At 42.4% G+C, this 16,675-nt stretch carries 9 protein-coding genes, 20 tRNA genes and 3 rRNA genes; 2 read left to right on the plus strand and 30 right to left on the minus strand.

What is annotated here, in order from left to right; genetic code table 11:
- Positions 1–8: 8 nt before the first annotated feature.
- Together KDN24_RS20440 and glgB are read right to left on the minus strand one after the other, a co-directional pair.
- Positions 9–1,154: a glucose-1-phosphate adenylyltransferase gene (locus KDN24_RS20440; protein ID WP_409973134.1), complete on the minus strand. Its 1,146-nt coding sequence runs from the start codon at positions 1,152–1,154 to the stop codon at positions 9–11.
- Positions 1,102–3,036 (minus strand): 1,4-alpha-glucan branching protein GlgB, encoded by a 1,935-nt coding sequence (gene glgB / locus KDN24_RS20445; protein WP_409973135.1) that lies wholly within the window; start codon positions 3,034–3,036, stop codon positions 1,102–1,104. The genes KDN24_RS20440 and glgB overlap by 53 nt, the downstream gene beginning before the upstream one ends.
- 225 nt (positions 3,037–3,261) lie before the next feature.
- Between glgB and KDN24_RS20450 the strand changes: the two genes are divergently transcribed.
- A complete protein-coding gene (locus KDN24_RS20450; RefSeq protein WP_409973136.1) occupies positions 3,262–3,459 on the plus strand; it encodes a hypothetical protein in 198 nt (65 codons plus the stop codon).
- 73 nt (positions 3,460–3,532) lie between these two features.
- Here KDN24_RS20450 and KDN24_RS20455 read toward each other — a convergent pair whose 3' ends face one another.
- From KDN24_RS20455 to KDN24_RS20580, 26 genes are all read right to left on the minus strand, one after another.
- The gene (locus KDN24_RS20455) at positions 3,533–4,426 is read right to left on the minus strand and encodes a D-alanyl-D-alanine carboxypeptidase family protein (protein ID WP_409973137.1); all 894 of its coding nucleotides are present in this window, start codon (positions 4,424–4,426) and stop codon (positions 3,533–3,535) included.
- Positions 4,427–4,597: 171 nt separating this feature from the next.
- Positions 4,598–5,677 carry a sensor histidine kinase gene (locus KDN24_RS20460; protein WP_409973138.1) on the minus strand — a complete coding sequence of 360 codons (1,080 nt, stop codon included), beginning with the start codon at positions 5,675–5,677 and terminating at the stop codon, positions 4,598–4,600.
- Positions 5,670–6,350, minus strand: a complete 681-nt coding sequence (gene vanR, locus KDN24_RS20465) for a VanR-ABDEGLN family response regulator transcription factor (protein ID WP_409973151.1) — start codon at positions 6,348–6,350, stop codon at positions 5,670–5,672. Before vanR ends, KDN24_RS20460 begins: the two co-directional genes overlap by 8 nt.
- A gap of 207 nt (positions 6,351–6,557) precedes the next feature.
- A tRNA-Glu gene (locus KDN24_RS20470) sits at positions 6,558–6,629 on the minus strand.
- An 8-nt stretch (positions 6,630–6,637) separates the two neighbouring features.
- A tRNA-Ser gene (locus tag KDN24_RS20475) sits at positions 6,638–6,728 on the minus strand.
- 4 nt (positions 6,729–6,732) lie between these two features.
- Positions 6,733–6,807 (minus strand) — tRNA-Asn (locus tag KDN24_RS20480).
- Between the two features lie 12 nt (positions 6,808–6,819).
- Positions 6,820–6,896, minus strand: a tRNA-Ile gene (locus KDN24_RS20485).
- Positions 6,897–6,902: 6 nt separating this feature from the next.
- Positions 6,903–6,976, minus strand: a tRNA-Gly gene (locus KDN24_RS20490).
- A gap of 188 nt (positions 6,977–7,164) precedes the next feature.
- Positions 7,165–7,240: transfer RNA gene (locus KDN24_RS20495), tRNA-Phe, on the minus strand.
- A 171-nt stretch (positions 7,241–7,411) separates the two neighbouring features.
- A tRNA-Asp gene (locus tag KDN24_RS20500) sits at positions 7,412–7,488 on the minus strand.
- A 3-nt stretch (positions 7,489–7,491) separates the two neighbouring features.
- Positions 7,492–7,565: transfer RNA gene (locus KDN24_RS20505), tRNA-Met, on the minus strand.
- Positions 7,566–7,751: 186 nt separating this feature from the next.
- A tRNA-Ser gene (locus tag KDN24_RS20510) sits at positions 7,752–7,844 on the minus strand.
- A 10-nt stretch (positions 7,845–7,854) separates the two neighbouring features.
- Positions 7,855–7,931: transfer RNA gene (locus tag KDN24_RS20515), tRNA-Ile, on the minus strand.
- A gap of 42 nt (positions 7,932–7,973) precedes the next feature.
- A tRNA-Met gene (locus KDN24_RS20520) sits at positions 7,974–8,050 on the minus strand.
- Between the two features lie 30 nt (positions 8,051–8,080).
- Positions 8,081–8,153, minus strand: a tRNA-Ala gene (locus tag KDN24_RS20525).
- Positions 8,154–8,163: 10 nt separating this feature from the next.
- Positions 8,164–8,240, minus strand: a tRNA-Pro gene (locus KDN24_RS20530).
- A 10-nt stretch (positions 8,241–8,250) separates the two neighbouring features.
- Positions 8,251–8,324: transfer RNA gene (locus KDN24_RS20535), tRNA-Arg, on the minus strand.
- Between the two features lie 7 nt (positions 8,325–8,331).
- Positions 8,332–8,420, minus strand: a tRNA-Leu gene (locus KDN24_RS20540).
- Between the two features lie 6 nt (positions 8,421–8,426).
- Positions 8,427–8,501: transfer RNA gene (locus KDN24_RS20545), tRNA-Gly, on the minus strand.
- A gap of 13 nt (positions 8,502–8,514) precedes the next feature.
- Positions 8,515–8,596, minus strand: a tRNA-Leu gene (locus tag KDN24_RS20550).
- 10 nt (positions 8,597–8,606) lie between these two features.
- A tRNA-Lys gene (locus tag KDN24_RS20555) sits at positions 8,607–8,682 on the minus strand.
- A 134-nt stretch (positions 8,683–8,816) separates the two neighbouring features.
- Positions 8,817–8,892: transfer RNA gene (locus tag KDN24_RS20560), tRNA-Thr, on the minus strand.
- Positions 8,893–8,898: 6 nt separating this feature from the next.
- Positions 8,899–8,974 (minus strand) — tRNA-Val (locus KDN24_RS20565).
- Between the two features lie 10 nt (positions 8,975–8,984).
- Positions 8,985–9,101, minus strand: a 5S ribosomal RNA gene (rrf, locus tag KDN24_RS20570).
- A 147-nt stretch (positions 9,102–9,248) separates the two neighbouring features.
- Positions 9,249–12,184: ribosomal RNA gene (locus KDN24_RS20575) — 23S ribosomal RNA — on the minus strand.
- A 313-nt stretch (positions 12,185–12,497) separates the two neighbouring features.
- Positions 12,498–14,047: ribosomal RNA gene (locus KDN24_RS20580) — 16S ribosomal RNA — on the minus strand.
- Together the 16S, 23S and 5S rRNA genes with 20 tRNA genes alongside form the textbook arrangement of a ribosomal RNA operon.
- Positions 14,048–14,771: 724 nt before the next feature.
- Between KDN24_RS20580 and KDN24_RS20585 the strand changes: the two genes are divergently transcribed.
- On the plus strand, positions 14,772–15,149 hold the full coding sequence (locus KDN24_RS20585) for a DUF488 domain-containing protein (RefSeq protein WP_409970518.1): 378 nt from the start codon (positions 14,772–14,774) through the stop codon (positions 15,147–15,149).
- Positions 15,150–15,536: 387 nt separating this feature from the next.
- Here KDN24_RS20585 and KDN24_RS20590 read toward each other — a convergent pair whose 3' ends face one another.
- Both KDN24_RS20590 and KDN24_RS20595 read right to left on the minus strand, forming a co-directional pair.
- Positions 15,537–16,106, minus strand: a complete 570-nt coding sequence (locus KDN24_RS20590) for a GNAT family N-acetyltransferase (protein WP_409970517.1) — start codon at positions 16,104–16,106, stop codon at positions 15,537–15,539.
- 23 nt (positions 16,107–16,129) lie between these two features.
- Positions 16,130–16,663, minus strand: a complete 534-nt coding sequence (locus KDN24_RS20595; protein ID WP_409970516.1) for a GNAT family N-acetyltransferase — start codon at positions 16,661–16,663, stop codon at positions 16,130–16,132.
- Positions 16,664–16,675 lie beyond the last annotated feature (12 nt).

Consider the following 16,675-nt stretch of genomic DNA (forward strand, 5'->3'; position numbering starts at 1 on the left):
CCTTGAAACTATTGTCTAGCTTTGGAGGCTAGCATTTCCTCAGAAACGAGGATGATTTCATTATCCATTGAAGCTTTTATGATCGTTCCATCTGGTATTTTCATATCTGTTGGAACAATTGCTTTTTCAATAAAGACATTCTCCCCGATCTCAGCATTTGGCATGATGACAGATTCACGAATAAATGAGCTTTTTCCAATTGCCACTCCTTGAAAAAGAACAGACTTCTCTATATCTCCATTTATCGTACAGCCCTCATTAATTAATGAATCACCAATACTTGCTTCAGGAGAGATATACTGTGGTGGATGATTCGGGTTAACCGAATAAATCCGCCAATCATGTTCAAATAAATTGAGCTCACATTGTTCATCCAATAAATCCATATTCGCTTCCCAAAGGCTTTTCACTGTCCCAACATCCTTCCAATAGCCATGAAACGGGTAAGCTACTAGCTTCTTTCTATCTTCTAACAGACATGGGATAATATCCTTGCCGAAATCATGAGTTGAATCATGGTTCCGATTATCCATTTCTAAATATTCCTTTAGTAGTGACCAATTAAATATATAAATCCCCATAGAAGCAAGATTGTTTTTTGGTGAACTCGGTTTTTCTTCGAAATCGACAATTTCCATATCAATGTTTGTATTCATAATTCCAAATCGATTGGCTTCCTGCCAAGGTACTTCAATAACAGAAATTGTCACATCCGCTTTTTTCTCCATATGGAAATTAAGCATCAACTCATAGTTCATTTTGTAAATATGATCACCTGATAAAATCAATACATATTCAGGAGAATATTGCTCAATATAATTCAGATTTTGATAAATCGCACTTGCCGTACCGGTATACCATTTCACCTCAGATGTCTCACTATATGGCGGGAGAACCGTGACCCCTCCATTTCTACGATCCAAGTCCCATGCACTGCCAATACCGATATACGTGTTTAGAACAAGTGGTTGATATTGTGTAAGGACTCCTACTGTATCTATCCCTGAATTCGCACAATTGCTTAGTGTAAAGTCAATGATTCGATATTTACCACCAAATGGAACAGCTGGCTTTGCAATTGTTTTTGTTAAGGAGTAAAGTCTACTTCCTTGTCCCCCTGCTAATAGCATGGCTACGCACTTTTTCTTTCCCAATCCCTTTCCTCTCCTTCCGATGTTTTACCGGACGTAATATTGATATTCCAAAAGGCGGAATGGTTATGCATACCGAATAAGGTTTGCCATGATAATTCACTGCCTCTGTCTGTAAAAGCTTTTTATTACGACTTCCCGAGCCTCCGAACTCATCTTCATCGCTATTTAAGATTTCCCGATAGGAACCTTCTTTCGGGACACCAATTCGATAATTATGATACTTATGATTCGTAAAATTACACACAACAACGAGATGCTCATCTGCTTTTTTTCCCTTGCGAATAAATGAAAAGATTGACTGCTCATCATTATTTACATCGATCCATTCGAAGCTCTCATGAAGATGGTCAATTTCATAAAACGGTTTAGAACGACGGTATAGTTTTAAAAGTTTTTTCATATATTCATTCATTTTTCGATGCATTTCATAGTCAAGTAAATTCCAATCAAGCTGCTCCCTATCTTTCCACTCATCAAATTGCCCTAACTCAGCCCCCATAAAAAGCAGCTTCTTCCCGGGGTGTGCGATCATATAGCCAAAAAGCAATCGAAGCTGGGCAAATCTCTCCCAATATGTACCTGGCATTTTATTTAATAATGATTTTTTTCCATGAACGACCTCATCATGTGAAAGTGGTAACACAAAATTTTCCTTAAAAGCATAAAGTAACGGAAAAGTCATTTTTTTATGAACGTTTGCACGTAAATTAGGCTCTGTTTCCATATACGTAAGAATGTCATTCATCCAACCCATATTCCATTTATAAGTGAAACCAAGCCCACCATCTCTTACAGAAGAAGTGACATTAGGCAAATCTGTTGAATCTTCAGCCATTATTAGACAGGTTGGATCTGTTTCTAGGACGACTTCATTTAACTTTTTCAAAAATTGGATACCAAATGGATTTTCAGTTTTACGATGTTGATTTGGCCAATAAATCATATTTGCAACTGCATCCACTCTAAAACCGTCAATATGATAATATTCCATCCAAAAAAGTGCATTTGAAATAAGAAAGCTTTGTACTTCATTTTTTCCTAAATCAAAATTGGCCGTTCCCCAAACGCTATTCTCACGATCAGCTGCCGTTTCATACTCATATAAATAAGAGCCGTCAAACTGATATAAGCCATGTGCATCCTTACAGAAATGACCAGGTACCCAGTCAAGAATGACGCCAATGCCAGATTGATGACATTGATCAATAAAATACATAAAATCATGCGGAGTCCCATATCTGCTCGTAACTGAATAATAACCTGTTCCTTGATAGCCCCATGAATCGTCGAGCGGATGCTCAACTAATGGCAAAATCTCAATATGGGTAAATCCGTGCTCAATTATATAAGGGAGCAAACAGTCCGCCAATTCCTGATAAGAATAATATGCACCATCTTTTTTCTTTCGCCATGAACCTAAATGTAGTTCGTAAATGGCCATCGGTTCTGAACGTGAATTCTTTCTTGCCTTTTTTTGCAGCCATTTATGATCATTCCATTCATATCCTCCTAAGGAATAAACGATAGAGGCAGTATTTGGCCGGACCTCAGAATAAAAGCTGAAAGGATCCGACTTTAAAATTCTCCTTCCTTCTTTTGTCATAATCTCGAATTTATATAAAGCACCCTGTAAATCTTTATTTACAAGAATACTCCAAATACCCTCATTGTTAACTCTATGTAAGCAATACCCTCTTCCATTCCAATCATTAAAATCTCCAACTAGTCTGACAATTCCAGCATTCGGTGCCCATACAGAAAATCTCGTAAATACCCTATTCTCACTTGTCACTAAATGAGCACCAAATAATCGATAGCTCTCATACAGACTTCCATCATGAAATAAGTGGATTTGAAAATCAGTTGGAAATTTTGTATTCATATAATTCTTCTCCTACTAGTGTATTTAAATTTTGCCTTCATGATTTATATTCGAGTGACCTTCAAAAAAGCCTTGTAAATGCTATGTAAATCTTCCGACAACTTTAGTCGGGTTTTGCCATCTTTTACTGAAATTCTAAGCTTATTTACTGTTTTCAACATAAAACGAGTCATGCAATGACAAAATAAAAGGAGGTTAAATGAAGAGGATGGGAGGAAATGTAAAGTGAGTAAAGAAGAAGATGAATTTTTATTAAGGGAGTTTGAAAAAAAGGAAGAGAAAGTACCGATATTTGGACCGCCAGATGGCAAGATTTTAGCAGTAGGTGATTTATTTCGTGGGCCCTCAACAGGGATTACGTCTGAAATTGATTTAAACAATCCCGGAAGAAAGCTGGAGGAGAGGGAAGTAAAATTAGATTAAATCTCTTATTATTTGTAAAAATTGAAAGAAGCTGTCCTATGTAAATAGTTTACGACAGCTTCTTTCATCATAATTATGATTTAATTTGTTGATAAAGCTTAATACTGTCAGCTATTTGTGCCCTTTCTGGGTTGCTAATATCTTTTAAGGGTGCTCCCATTACGATACAAATGTATTCACGGCCATCTTTAATTCCAAGGGTTGCCCAGCATTCCCCAGCTTCATAGGTTGTACCTGACTTCCCTCCAATTATATTAAACTCTTTTTGATTCACATCATTAAGCCTGGTTAGAACAGTTGATTTTAGCATAATTCCATCTGGATGATCCGCTGTTGGTGTTGTTAGAAAAGTCTCTTTCGTAAAAATGGCTCTAAAGTTTTCATTGTCCAATGCGTAGTCTAGAAGGCGAGCCATATCATAAGCAGTTGTATATTGATTCTTATCATGTAATCCTTCAGGGTTAGTGAAATGTGTATCCCCCAACTCAAGTTCGGCTGCCTTCTCATTCATCAATGCAACAAAATCATCCACATTTCCTGCTACATGAACAGCAAGAGAATTAGCCGCCTCTCCACCAGAGCTCAATATAGTTCCATAAAGAAGATCACGGTAGGTTACTGGTTCTCTCCCATAAAAGCCTGCCATCGAAGCATTATTTGCTACCATTTCCTTATAAGTCTCAACATCTATCGGAGTAGTTGCAGATAAATCATCAATATGCTCAAGAGCAACAATCGTTGTCATAATCTTTGTAAGAGAAGCTGGATATGCTCTGGACTTAGAGCTCTTTTCAAATTCTATACGATTATCTTCTCTGTCGAGTAAAAGAATATATTTACTTGCATACTGGTCATTATCAAAAACCTTTAAAAATTTCGGCAAATGAATAATATCCATTTTTATTAGAATAAATAAACCAACGAATACAATAACTAAAAACTTTAGGGCTTTAATAAACTTTTTCATATATACCTCACTCTTTGTTTTTCAAAAGCTTTTCTATCCTATTTAAATTAGACTTACTTACGTTCTAACACGATTAAAAAAAGCTCCTTATTATCTGATATAAGAATATCAAATAATAAGGGGCTTATTTTTTGTTTTACATGATTAAATCCTTACATTTTTCTTACGAAATTAAGAAGGAAGCCTTACATTCACTTCAACAAATTCATTTTCACTTTTAGCCTCGATAATCCCACCGTGTGCCGTTACAATGGACTTCGCAATCGCAAGCCCAAGTCCAGCGCCTCCCGTCTGAGAACTTCTTGAAGAATCCATTCTAAAAAATTCATCAAAAATATGAGCCATTTTTGCACTAGGGATCGTTGGTCCCCTGTTTGTAACACGTACATCTACAAAATCATGATCCTTACGTACACAAATAGTAATCTCACTATTTTCATAAGAATAATTGATAGCATTTCTAATTATATTATCGATAACCCTTTCCATCTTATTCGGATCCATGTCCAATTGAATATCAGATTCTATATCACTATGAATTGAAAGATTTTTTTCACTCAAAAATGGGGTAAATTCATAAATAATTTGCTCCATCATCATGCTAAAATGAACCTCAGTCTTTTCCAGTATCATATCATTTAAATTAAATCTTGTAATTTCAAAAAACTCATTTATTAAATCCTCTAGCCGAACAGCTTTATCGAAACTGATCTTTAAATACTTTTTTCGAAAACTATGGCTAAGATCATTTTCTTCAGAAAGTATGGTCAAATAGCCGATAATCGATGTTAGAGGAGTCTTGAGATCATGCGCTAAATAAATGATCAAATCATTCTTCCTTTTCTCCGCATCCTTTGCTAATTTCTCATTTTCTCTTAAACTAAACTTGATATTATTCATCTTTGCGGTAACATCTTTTAGATCTCCTGAAAGAGAAATGAGCGCATCATCTTTCTTATAAATCTCGTCAATTGCAGCAATAATCTCATCTGTATGCTTGATAGATTTATGAAACAATATAAAAGTGATAAGGGCATAGCCAAACGACAGAACGATAAAAATTAAAAAAGCTTTATTATAATTAGCCCAGTGATAAAAAGGATAAAGAAATTCAGAACCAAAATATGTATCACTGCTTAAAGTAACTTTAAATATGAAAAATAAAAGGATAACAAAAACCGTATAGAGAATGGCCCACATAAGAAATTCTAATGCGAATTTTCTTCTGAAAAATGGATAGAAATTATTCAATGATGTAGCCGACCCCCCAAACCGTTTTGATAAATTTTGGCTTTCGCGCATTCTCCCCCATTTTTTCCCTTAATCTTGCAATATGAGCCATAATCGTATTGTTGTTATCAATATATTTATCGCCCCAAACATTAGTAAAAAGCTCTTCTGATGAAATAACCTTTCCTCTTTTTTTAGCGAGATATAATAAGATATCAAATTCCAAAGGGGTCAGCTCAATCTCTTTTTCATAAAGACTCACTTTACGAGAATCGATCACGATAGATAACCCATGAATATCAATAAAGTCAGATTCCATTTCTTTATTATAAAATTTTGTTCTGCGAATCTGAGTTTTGACCCTCGCAATCAATTCGAGTGGATTGAAAGGTTTAGTAATGTAATCATCAGCGCCTATTGTTAAACCCATGATTTTGTCAATATCTTCAACCTTTGCTGTAAGCATAATAACAGGGTAATAATATTTCTCTCTAATTCTCTTTAAAAGAGTAAAGCCATCCACATCTGGAAGCATGATGTCCAAAATAGCTAAATCAAAATTATGATGAATCATTTGAAGTGCAGCCTCACCAGCATGGACCTTTACTACCTCATAGCCCTCATTCTGAAGATAAAATTCAACCAAATCAGCTATTTCCTTTTCATCATCAACAACAAGAATTTTTACCATGATAACCCCCAAAACAAACCATTTATTATAAGGAGACGTTCCCCCTTTTTCATTATACTTATAGCATATTCCCAATGAGAACTCCATGATTATTATCCCAGTTCTTCGGATATGCAGCAGATCGTTTGCAGAGTACTGTTATGACAATCACCTTTCCCAAAACAAAAAATGCGTAAAGAAACTAGACGTTTCTTTACGCATTTCTTAGTATGACCCCTACGGGATTCGAACCCGTGTTACCGCCGTGAAAGGGCGGTGTCTTAACCGCTTGACCAAGGGGCCAAAATAAGTGGCGGAGAAGGAGGGATTTGAACCCTCGCGCCGCTTACGCGACCTACACCCTTAGCAGGGGCGCCTCTTCAGCCTCTTGAGTACTTCTCCATTATGGCTCCGCAGGTAGGATTCGAACCTACGACCGTTCGGTTAACAGCCGAATGCTCTACCACTGAGCTACTGCGGAATAAAAGGAATATGGTGGGCCTAAATGGACTCGAACCATCGACCTCACGCTTATCAGGCGTGCGCTCTAACCAGCTGAGCTATAGGCCCTTCTATTGGAGCGGGTGAAGGGAATCGAACCCTCATCAACAGCTTGGAAGGCTGTGGTTTTACCACTAAACTACACCCGCATTTTTTATTGCTATAATCCAAAGATTCACTTACGCTCTTTCATGCCTCTTCCTCTTCTAGTATATTCAAGGAAGTAAATGCGTCGAGGCAACTCGATGATAATTCATGGAAGCTTCGCTCGTGGCTGTGGTTTTACCACTAAACTACACCCGCATTTTTTTATTGCCTATGATTAACGGTAAGTAAATGGTGGCTCAGGACGGAATCGAACCGCCGACACAAGGATTTTCAGTCCTTTGCTCTACCGACTGAGCTACTGAGCCAAATGAAATATTATTTCCTAAACAAATTTTGCGGTAAAAAGTGTGCGCCAAATCTCTTCGTGATTTGTTGCAAATTTTAAAAGTTTACCATTCGGTGATGTTTTGCTCTGTTGCTGTAATCTTTTAAAATTCTCTACCGACTGAGCTACTGAGCCAAACATTTTTTTAAAATGGCGGTCCGGACGGGACTCGAACCCGCGACCTCCTGCGTGACAGGCAGGCATTCTAACCAACTGAACTACCGGACCAAATTGCGGGGACAGGATTTGAACCTGCGACCTTCGGGTTATGAGCCCGACGAGCTACCGAACTGCTCCACCCCGCGATAATAATATTTTTTAAAGTTTCACAATGCTTGTTTTAAGCATTAAGACTGTCCCGATTTCAGGAAGCTTACTCAAGAAGCAGCTCAATCGGTACAACTCGCAGTTTACTCGATGAAGTAACGCTCGTTGCTCCACCCCGCGATAGTAATATTTTAAATCTTGTTATGCCATTCATTTAAGAAAAATGGCGGAGGAAGAGGGATTCGAACCCCCGCGCGGTTTAACCCGCCTGTCGGTTTTCAAGACCGATCCCTTCAGCCGGACTTGGGTATTCCTCCGTATGTTATATGGTGGACCTTGTAGGACTCGAACCTACGACCGGACGGTTATGAGCCGTCTGCTCTAACCAGCTGAGCTAAAGGTCCAAGATTCATCATTATATCAAAACTTGTAAGCAATCTTGAATATGGTAGCGGCGGAGGGGATCGAACCCCCGACCTTACGGGTATGAACCGTACGCTCTAGCCAGCTGAGCTACACCGCCAAATAAATGTTTATTATATTTAAATAATAATGGAGCCTAGCGGGATCGAACCGCTGACCTCCTGCGTGCAAGGCAGGCGCTCTCCCAGCTGAGCTAAGGCCCCGTAATTTTAGTGGTCGGGAAGACAGGATTCGAACCTGCGACCCCTTGGTCCCAAACCAAGTGCTCTACCAAGCTGAGCTACTTCCCGAAAAAACAAACGCGCCCGAAAGGAGTCGAACCCATAACCTTCTGATCCGTAGTCAGACGCTCTATCCAATTGAGCTACGGGCGCAATATAATGGTGCCGAGAACCGGAATCGAACCGGTACGGTAGTCACCTACCGCAGGATTTTAAGTCCTGTGCGTCTGCCAGTTCCGCCACCCCGGCACATTATGGAGCGGAAGACGGGATTCGAACCCGCGACCCCCACCTTGGCAAGGTGGTGTTCTACCACTGAACTACTTCCGCATATTATGTAAAGTGCGGGTGAAGGGAGTCGAACCCCCACGCCTTGCGGCGCTAGATCCTAAGTCTAGTGCGTCTGCCAATTCCGCCACACCCGCATATTTAAAGTGGTGAGCCATGCAGGATTCGAACCTGCGACCCTCTGATTAAAAGTCAGATGCTCTACCGACTGAGCTAATGGCTCAAAATTCAAAGTTTTAAAAACTGAATTTTGATAGTAGTAATAAATATGCTCCAAAGCCCTTTGGTCTTTGTCGCAGATTTTAAAAGCTTACCATTCGTTGAAGTAAAGCTTCGTGGCTGTAATCTTTTAAAATCTGGTGCCGGCCAGAGGACTTGAACCCCCAACCTACTGATTACAAGTCAGTTGCTCTACCAATTGAGCTAGGCCGGCTCATAATGGTGGAGGATGACGGGATCGAACCGCCGACCCTCTGCTTGTAAGGCAGATGCTCTCCCAGCTGAGCTAATCCTCCATATTTAATAGCTTGGCGGCGTCCTACTCTCACAGGGGGAGAGCCCCCAACTACCATCGGCGCTGAGAAGCTTAACTTCCGTGTTCGGGATGGGAACGGGTGTGACCTTCTCGCTATCGCCACCAAACCAATATCTTAATATCCTCATTTAAGAGATTTTCTAAAGACATACTCTATTATAACTAATTTTTAGCTTTTTGCAAGAGGAAAATTTGCAATTTCATTCCCTCAAAACTAGATAATAAGAAGAAGAAATAGAGTAATCATAATTATTTTGGTTAAGTCCTCGACCGATTAGTATTTGTCAGCTCCACGTGTCACCACGCTTCCACCTCAAACCTATCAACCTGATCATCTTTCAGGGGTCTTACTAGCTTGCGCTATGGGAAATCTCATCTCGAGGGGGGCTTCATGCTTAGATGCTTTCAGCACTTATCCCGTCCGCACATAGCTACCCAGCTATGCCTTTGGCAAGACAACTGGTACACCAGCGGTGCGTCCATCCCGGTCCTCTCGTACTAAGGACAGCTCCTCTCAAATTTCCTGCGCCCACGACGGATAGGGACCGAACTGTCTCACGACGTTCTGAACCCAGCTCGCGTACCGCTTTAATGGGCGAACAGCCCAACCCTTGGGACCGACTACAGCCCCAGGATGCGATGAGCCGACATCGAGGTGCCAAACCTCCCCGTCGATGTGGACTCTTGGGGGAGATAAGCCTGTTATCCCCGGGGTAGCTTTTATCCGTTGAGCGATGGCCCTTCCATGCGGAACCACCGGATCACTAAGCCCGACTTTCGTCCCTGCTCGACTTGTAGGTCTCGCAGTCAAGCTCCCTTGTGCCTTTACACTCTACGAATGATTTCCAACCATTCTGAGGGAACCTTTGGGCGCCTCCGTTACTCTTTAGGAGGCGACCGCCCCAGTCAAACTGCCCACCTGACACTGTCTCCCGCCCCGATAAGGGGCGCGGGTTAGAATTTCAATACAGCCAGGGTAGTATCCCACCGATGCCTCCACCGAAGCTGGCGCTCCGGCTTCCTAGGCTCCTACCTATCCTGTACAAGCTGTACCGAAATTCAATATCAGGCTACAGTAAAGCTCCACGGGGTCTTTCCGTCCTGTCGCGGGTAACCTGCATCTTCACAGGTACTATAATTTCACCGAGTCTCTCGTTGAGACAGTGCCCAGATCGTTACGCCTTTCGTGCGGGTCGGAACTTACCCGACAAGGAATTTCGCTACCTTAGGACCGTTATAGTTACGGCCGCCGTTTACTGGGGCTTCAATTCAGAGCTTCGCTTACGCTAACCCCTCCTCTTAACCTTCCAGCACCGGGCAGGCGTCAGCCCCTATACTTCGCCTTGCGGCTTCGCAGAGACCTGTGTTTTTGCTAAACAGTCGCCTGGGCCTATTCACTGCGGCTCATCCGGGCTATTCACCCAAATGAGCACCCCTTCTCCCGAAGTTACGGGGTGATTTTGCCGAGTTCCTTAACGAGAGTTCTCTCGCTCACCTTAGGATTCTCTCCTCGCCTACCTGTGTCGGTTTGCGGTACGGGCACCTGTTACCTCGCTAGAGGCTTTTCTTGGCAGTGTGGATTCAGGAACTTCGGTACTCTATTTCCCTCGCCGTCACAGCTCAGCCTTCACGATAATGGGATTTGCCTCATTATCAGCCTAACTGCTTGGACGCGCTATTCCAGCAGCGCGCTTACCCTATCCTCCTGCGTCCCCCCATTGCTCAAACGGTAATTTGGTGGTACAGGAATATCAACCTGTTGTCCATCGCCTACGCTTTTCAGCCTCGGCTTAGGTCCCGACTAACCCTGAGCGGACGAGCCTTCCTCAGGAAACCTTAGGCATTCGGTGGATGGGATTCTCACCCATCTTTCGCTACTCATACCGGCATTCTCACTTCTAAGCGCTCCACTAGTCCTTACGGTCTAGCTTCAACGCCCTTAGAACGCTCTCCTACCACGGACACCATACGGTGTCCATCCACAGTTTCGGTGATACGTTTAGCCCCGGTACATTTTCGGCGCAGAGTCACTCGACCAGTGAGCTATTACGCACTCTTTAAATGGTGGCTGCTTCTAAGCCAACATCCTGGTTGTCTAAGCAACTCCACATCCTTTTCCACTTAACGTATACTTTGGGACCTTAACTGGTGGTCTGGGCTGTTTCCCTCTTGACTACGGATCTTATCACTCGCAGTCTGACTCCCATGGATAAGTCTTTGGCATTCGGAGTTTGTCTGAATTCGGTAACCCGATGGGGGCCCCTAGTCCAAACAGTGCTCTACCTCCAAGACTCTTACTACATGAGGCTAGCCCTAAAGCTATTTCGGAGAGAACCAGCTATCTCCAAGTTCGATTGGAATTTCTCCGCTACCCACACCTCATCCCCGCACTTTTCAACGTGCGTGGGTTCGGTCCTCCATCCAGTGTTACCTGGACTTCAACCTGGACATGGGTAGGTCACCTGGTTTCGGGTCTACGACCACATACTACATTCGCCCTATTCAGACTCGCTTTCGCTGCGGCTCCGTCTTCTCAACTTAACCTCGCATGTAATCGTAACTCGCCGGTTCATTCTACAAAAGGCACGCCATCACCCGTTAATGGGCTCTGACTACTTGTAGGCACACGGTTTCAGGAACTATTTCACTCCCCTTCCGGGGTGCTTTTCACCTTTCCCTCACGGTACTGGTTCACTATCGGTCACTAGGGAGTATTTAGCCTTGGGAGATGGTCCTCCCTGCTTCCGACGGGATTTCACGTGTCCCGCCGTACTCAGGATCCACTCTGGAGGGAACGAAGTTTCAACTACAGGGCTTTTACCTTCTCTGGCCGGCCTTTCCAGACCTGTTCATTTACCTCATTCCTTTGTAACTCCGTGTAGAGTGTCCTACAACCCCAAGAGGCAAGCCTCTTGGTTTGGGCTAATCCCGTTTCGCTCGCCGCTACTCAGGGAATCGCGTTTGCTTTCTCTTCCTCCGGGTACTTAGATGTTTCAGTTCCCCGGGTCTGCCTTCTATACCCTATGTATTCAGGTAAAGATACTGTTCCATTACGAACAGCGGGTTTCCCCATTCGGAAATCTCCGGATCAAAGCTTACTTACAGCTCCCCGAAGCATATCGGTGTTAGTCCCGTCCTTCATCGGCTCCTAGTGCCTAGGCATTCACCGTGCGCCCTTTCTAACTTAACCTGTTCGGCTAATGATAAGCAGCGTATCTCTGCGTCACCTGCGCTCGTTCACCTCCTCATGTGCTGAAGCACACTCCGGGGTTCACTCACTTGGTTCCTTGATCTACTTGCTTCTCATTACCCTCACAATTCGTAAGAATTGTGATTGGTTTTAAACTCTATTAAATAATAGAGAGAAATACTAAAATGGCGATTACTCGGTTTTTCTTCTTCATTATCTAGTTTTCAAAGAACGAAGTTTTGAGAGATTGTTCTCTCAAAACTGAACGAACAAATGACGTCTTTTTATGAAGTTTCCACTTCATTTTCCTTAGAAAGGAGGTGATCCAGCCGCACCTTCCGATACGGCTACCTTGTTACGACTTCACCCCAATCATCTGTCCCACCTTAGGCGGCTGGCTCCAAAAGGTTACCCCACCGACTTCGGGTGTTACAAACTCTCGTGGTGTGACGGGCGGTGTGTACAAGGCCCGGGAACGTATTCACCGCGGCATGCTGATCCGCGATTACTAGCGATTCCGGCTTCATGCAGGCGAGTTGCAGCCTGCAATCCGAACTGAGAATGGTTTTATGGGATTGGCTTAACCTCGCGGTCTCGCAGCCCTTTGTTCCATCCATTGTAGCACGTGTGTAGCCCAGGTCATAAGGGGCATGATGATTTGACGTCATCCCCACCTTCCTCCGGTTTGTCACCGGCAGTCACCTTAGAGTGCCCAACTGAATGCTGGCAACTAAGATCAAGGGTTGCGCTCGTTGCGGGACTTAACCCAACATCTCACGACACGAGCTGACGACAACCATGCACCACCTGTCACTCTGTCCCCCGAAGGGGAAAGCCCTATCTCTAGGGTTGGCAGAGGATGTCAAGACCTGGTAAGGTTCTTCGCGTTGCTTCGAATTAAACCACATGCTCCACCGCTTGTGCGGGCCCCCGTCAATTCCTTTGAGTTTCAGCCTTGCGGCCGTACTCCCCAGGCGGAGTGCTTAATGCGTTTGCTGCAGCACTAAGGGGCGGAAACCCCCTAACACTTAGCACTCATCGTTTACGGCGTGGACTACCAGGGTATCTAATCCTGTTCGCTCCCCACGCTTTCGCGCCTCAGTGTCAGTTACAGACCAGAAAGTCGCCTTCGCCACTGGTGTTCCTCCACATCTCTACGCATTTCACCGCTACACGTGGAATTCCACTTTCCTCTTCTGCACTCAAGTTCCCCAGTTTCCAATGACCCTCCCCGGTTGAGCCGGGGGCTTTCACATCAGACTTAAGGAACCACCTGCGCGCGCTTTACGCCCAATAATTCCGGACAACGCTTGCCACCTACGTATTACCGCGGCTGCTGGCACGTAGTTAGCCGTGGCTTTCTGGTTAGGTACCGTCAAGGTACCGGCAGTTACTCCGATACTTGTTCTTCCCTAACAACAGAGTTTTACGATCCGAAAACCTTCATCACTCACGCGGCGTTGCTCCGTCAGACTTTCGTCCATTGCGGAAGATTCCCTACTGCTGCCTCCCGTAGGAGTCTGGGCCGTGTCTCAGTCCCAGTGTGGCCGATCACCCTCTCAGGTCGGCTACGCATCGTTGCCTTGGTGAGCCGTTACCTCACCAACTAGCTAATGCGCCGCGGGCCCATCTGTAAGTGATAGCAAAAGCCATCTTTCAGCTTTTCCTCATGTGAGGAAAAGAGTTATCCGGTATTAGCTCCGGTTTCCCGAAGTTATCCCCGTCTTACAGGCAGGTTGCCCACGTGTTACTCACCCGTCCGCCGCTAACTTTTGGGAGCAAGCTCCCGCAAGTTCGCTCGACTTGCATGTATTAGGCACGCCGCCAGCGTTCGTCCTGAGCCAGGATCAAACTCTCCAATAAGATGAGACTTCCTTCGCGGGATGTTTTTCCCCGTGATGGTTAGTCGAATCAATCGGGTATTTACGGGCAGTTATCCGCAAGGATATTACTGCGCGTTAATACGCGATAAAGAGTGAGTTGATTAGCTCTAAAATTGTCTTTTCAAAAAAGACTAAAAAATTAACGTTGACGTTTTTGTTCGTTCAGTTTTCAAAGAACAAAGCTACCACATTGAGTCACTTCATGAATAAACACCTGTGAATAATATCTATGTAGCTTTGCGACGAGCTGAGGAGTCACATCCTCGAATAATCTACGGCGCAGGAGCCAAGGCTTCATTCAATCTGCCAAACAATTTCAGTAAGTTATTTTTGCTTTATCGCTGAGAAGCGACTTTCTTAATTTAACACATTCCCTCATTATTAGTCAATAACTTTTTTTGAAAATCTTTTTCTTATTTAAAGCTACTTATTGAGGACGAGTTCTAATATACCATGCGTGAAAAATGTTTGCAATATAATTTTTATATTTTTATTCGTTTTTTATTTTTCATTATTTAGCTGTAATCTTCAAAGCTTCTATAGCATTGTTCACTGCCTTGCTTGTTAATACTCATCCTATATTTAAATGAATTAAACTATATAGCAATTGAGATACTCATTGTACAATAAAAAAATGAAGCACTTTTTACTGAATGAAATTCAAGTACTTGATCCATTAAATAAGAATGAGGACTGATACTATAATGAAAATTAGGATTAAAAGAATATACGATCCCGTTGAACAACAGGACGGCTGCAGAATTCAAGTCGACCGATTGTGGCCACGTGGAATATCTAAGGAAAGAGCGAGTTTGGCACATTGGATGAAAGAAGTAGCTCCTAGTCATCAGCTTCGAAAACAGTTTAATCATAACTCAGAACAATTCGAAGAGTTTCGAATGAACTATATTGAAGAATTACGTTCGGATACTTTAAAATCTCAAATGATTAAGGAATTATGTCAGTTAGCAACAACTCATGATCTTACACTATTATATGCTGCCAAAAATACAACATATAATCATGCAGTCGTGTTGAGGGAAGAAATCCTCCACATATCCACAGACTTAACAACAATATAAAGACTAGAAAATCAATAATTCACATTTTTATTAACAGGATGTGGATAAAGATACGCACTTTATCCACAAACTCATTCATTTCAGCCAAGTTATTCACAAGCATACTTCTAGTTCGTATGACTAAAAAATAATCATAGCCCCCCATTCAAGTTCATACTATCTACTAACTCTATCATTTTGAAAGGGGGAATCGGACTGGAAACGATAACACTTTATTTATCATTTTTTATGACTATCTTCTTATTTGCGTATGCATACGCAGAAGGAATAAAGATCGCAAATACTGAAGATAAGGTGTATGGAGGGACATTTATCTTCTCTGTAATAAGTGCCTTCGTTTTCTCCAAATTTACATATTTATTTATGTAACAAAAATCTCACTCACAATTAGGTGGATGGCAAGTAGTTCTCTTTTAAAACTGCAGAGATCGCAGCATCAACGAATTGACCTTTTTCAAAATAACGTTTTCTTAGAATACCTTCAAATTCAAAGCCATTTTTCTCAAGAACTCGTCCAGATGGAATATTCCTCGGGTCGTAAAATGCTTCAACTCTATTTAGGTCCATTTCAATGAATCCGTATCGTATAACAGCTGCAATAACCTCTGACATAATACCCTGCCCCCAGAAGGATGGGTGGAGCTCATAGCCGAGTTCCGCTTTCCAATGCTCACGTTCAATCGCATGGAATCCGCAAGTTCCAATTAATTGATTATCTCCTTTTAAAGTTATTGCCCAGCGGATCTGCTCCCTATCTTCATATCTTGTAAGGAATCTGTTGATCTGCTCTTCCGCTTGCTTTTCAGTCGTAAAAGATTCAAGATCATAATATTTTGTTACTTCATCCTTTGAAAAATAGCTAAACATATTTGGCGCATCACTTAAATCAAGCTTGCGAAGTACTAGTCTTTCTGTTTCTAATATTGGAAAAGACAAAAAAGCTCTTTCAATAGCCATCATAATATCCCCTTTTATATAGTTTATATGGTTTGAAGTTTCCTGTTGAGCACTTCAATATCTTTCCAAACATAAGCGATTTCTATATGTTTTCCCCCTGCTATCGTAATTTCTTCTTCTGCCACTTTTGTCGGATCATATTTTTCATAAAAGAGCTTACTATTATTTTCTGCAAGAACCCAAACAAGAATGGATGAGTACTCTGATAGGAGCTCCTTTACTCCTGCACTTAATAATGCAGTTCCGATTTTTCTTCCTTTATAACTTTCTAGTAGATAGATAGCATATAATTCTCCATCAGCTCCGAATTTATTCGTACGCTCAGGTCCAAATGCAGCAAACCCGATAATGTCTCCTGCACTATTTTCCGCCACATAGACAGGCTCTTTATCCGTTTTTGACGATAGGCCTGCTTCCCACATACGGAAACGATCTTCAACCTTAAGATTATCCAAATACGCTTGATTGACGATTCCTTTATATGTTTCTTGCCAGCTTCTGACATGAACATCGGCGATCCCTTTCGCATCATCTACAACAGCTCTACGAATTTTCATCTATTTCTCTCC

Origin of the sequence: Cytobacillus sp. Bva_UNVM-123, from assembly GCF_046351715.2 — a bacterium.
Taxonomy (GTDB): Bacteria; Bacillota; Bacilli; order Bacillales; family Cytobacillaceae; genus Cytobacillus.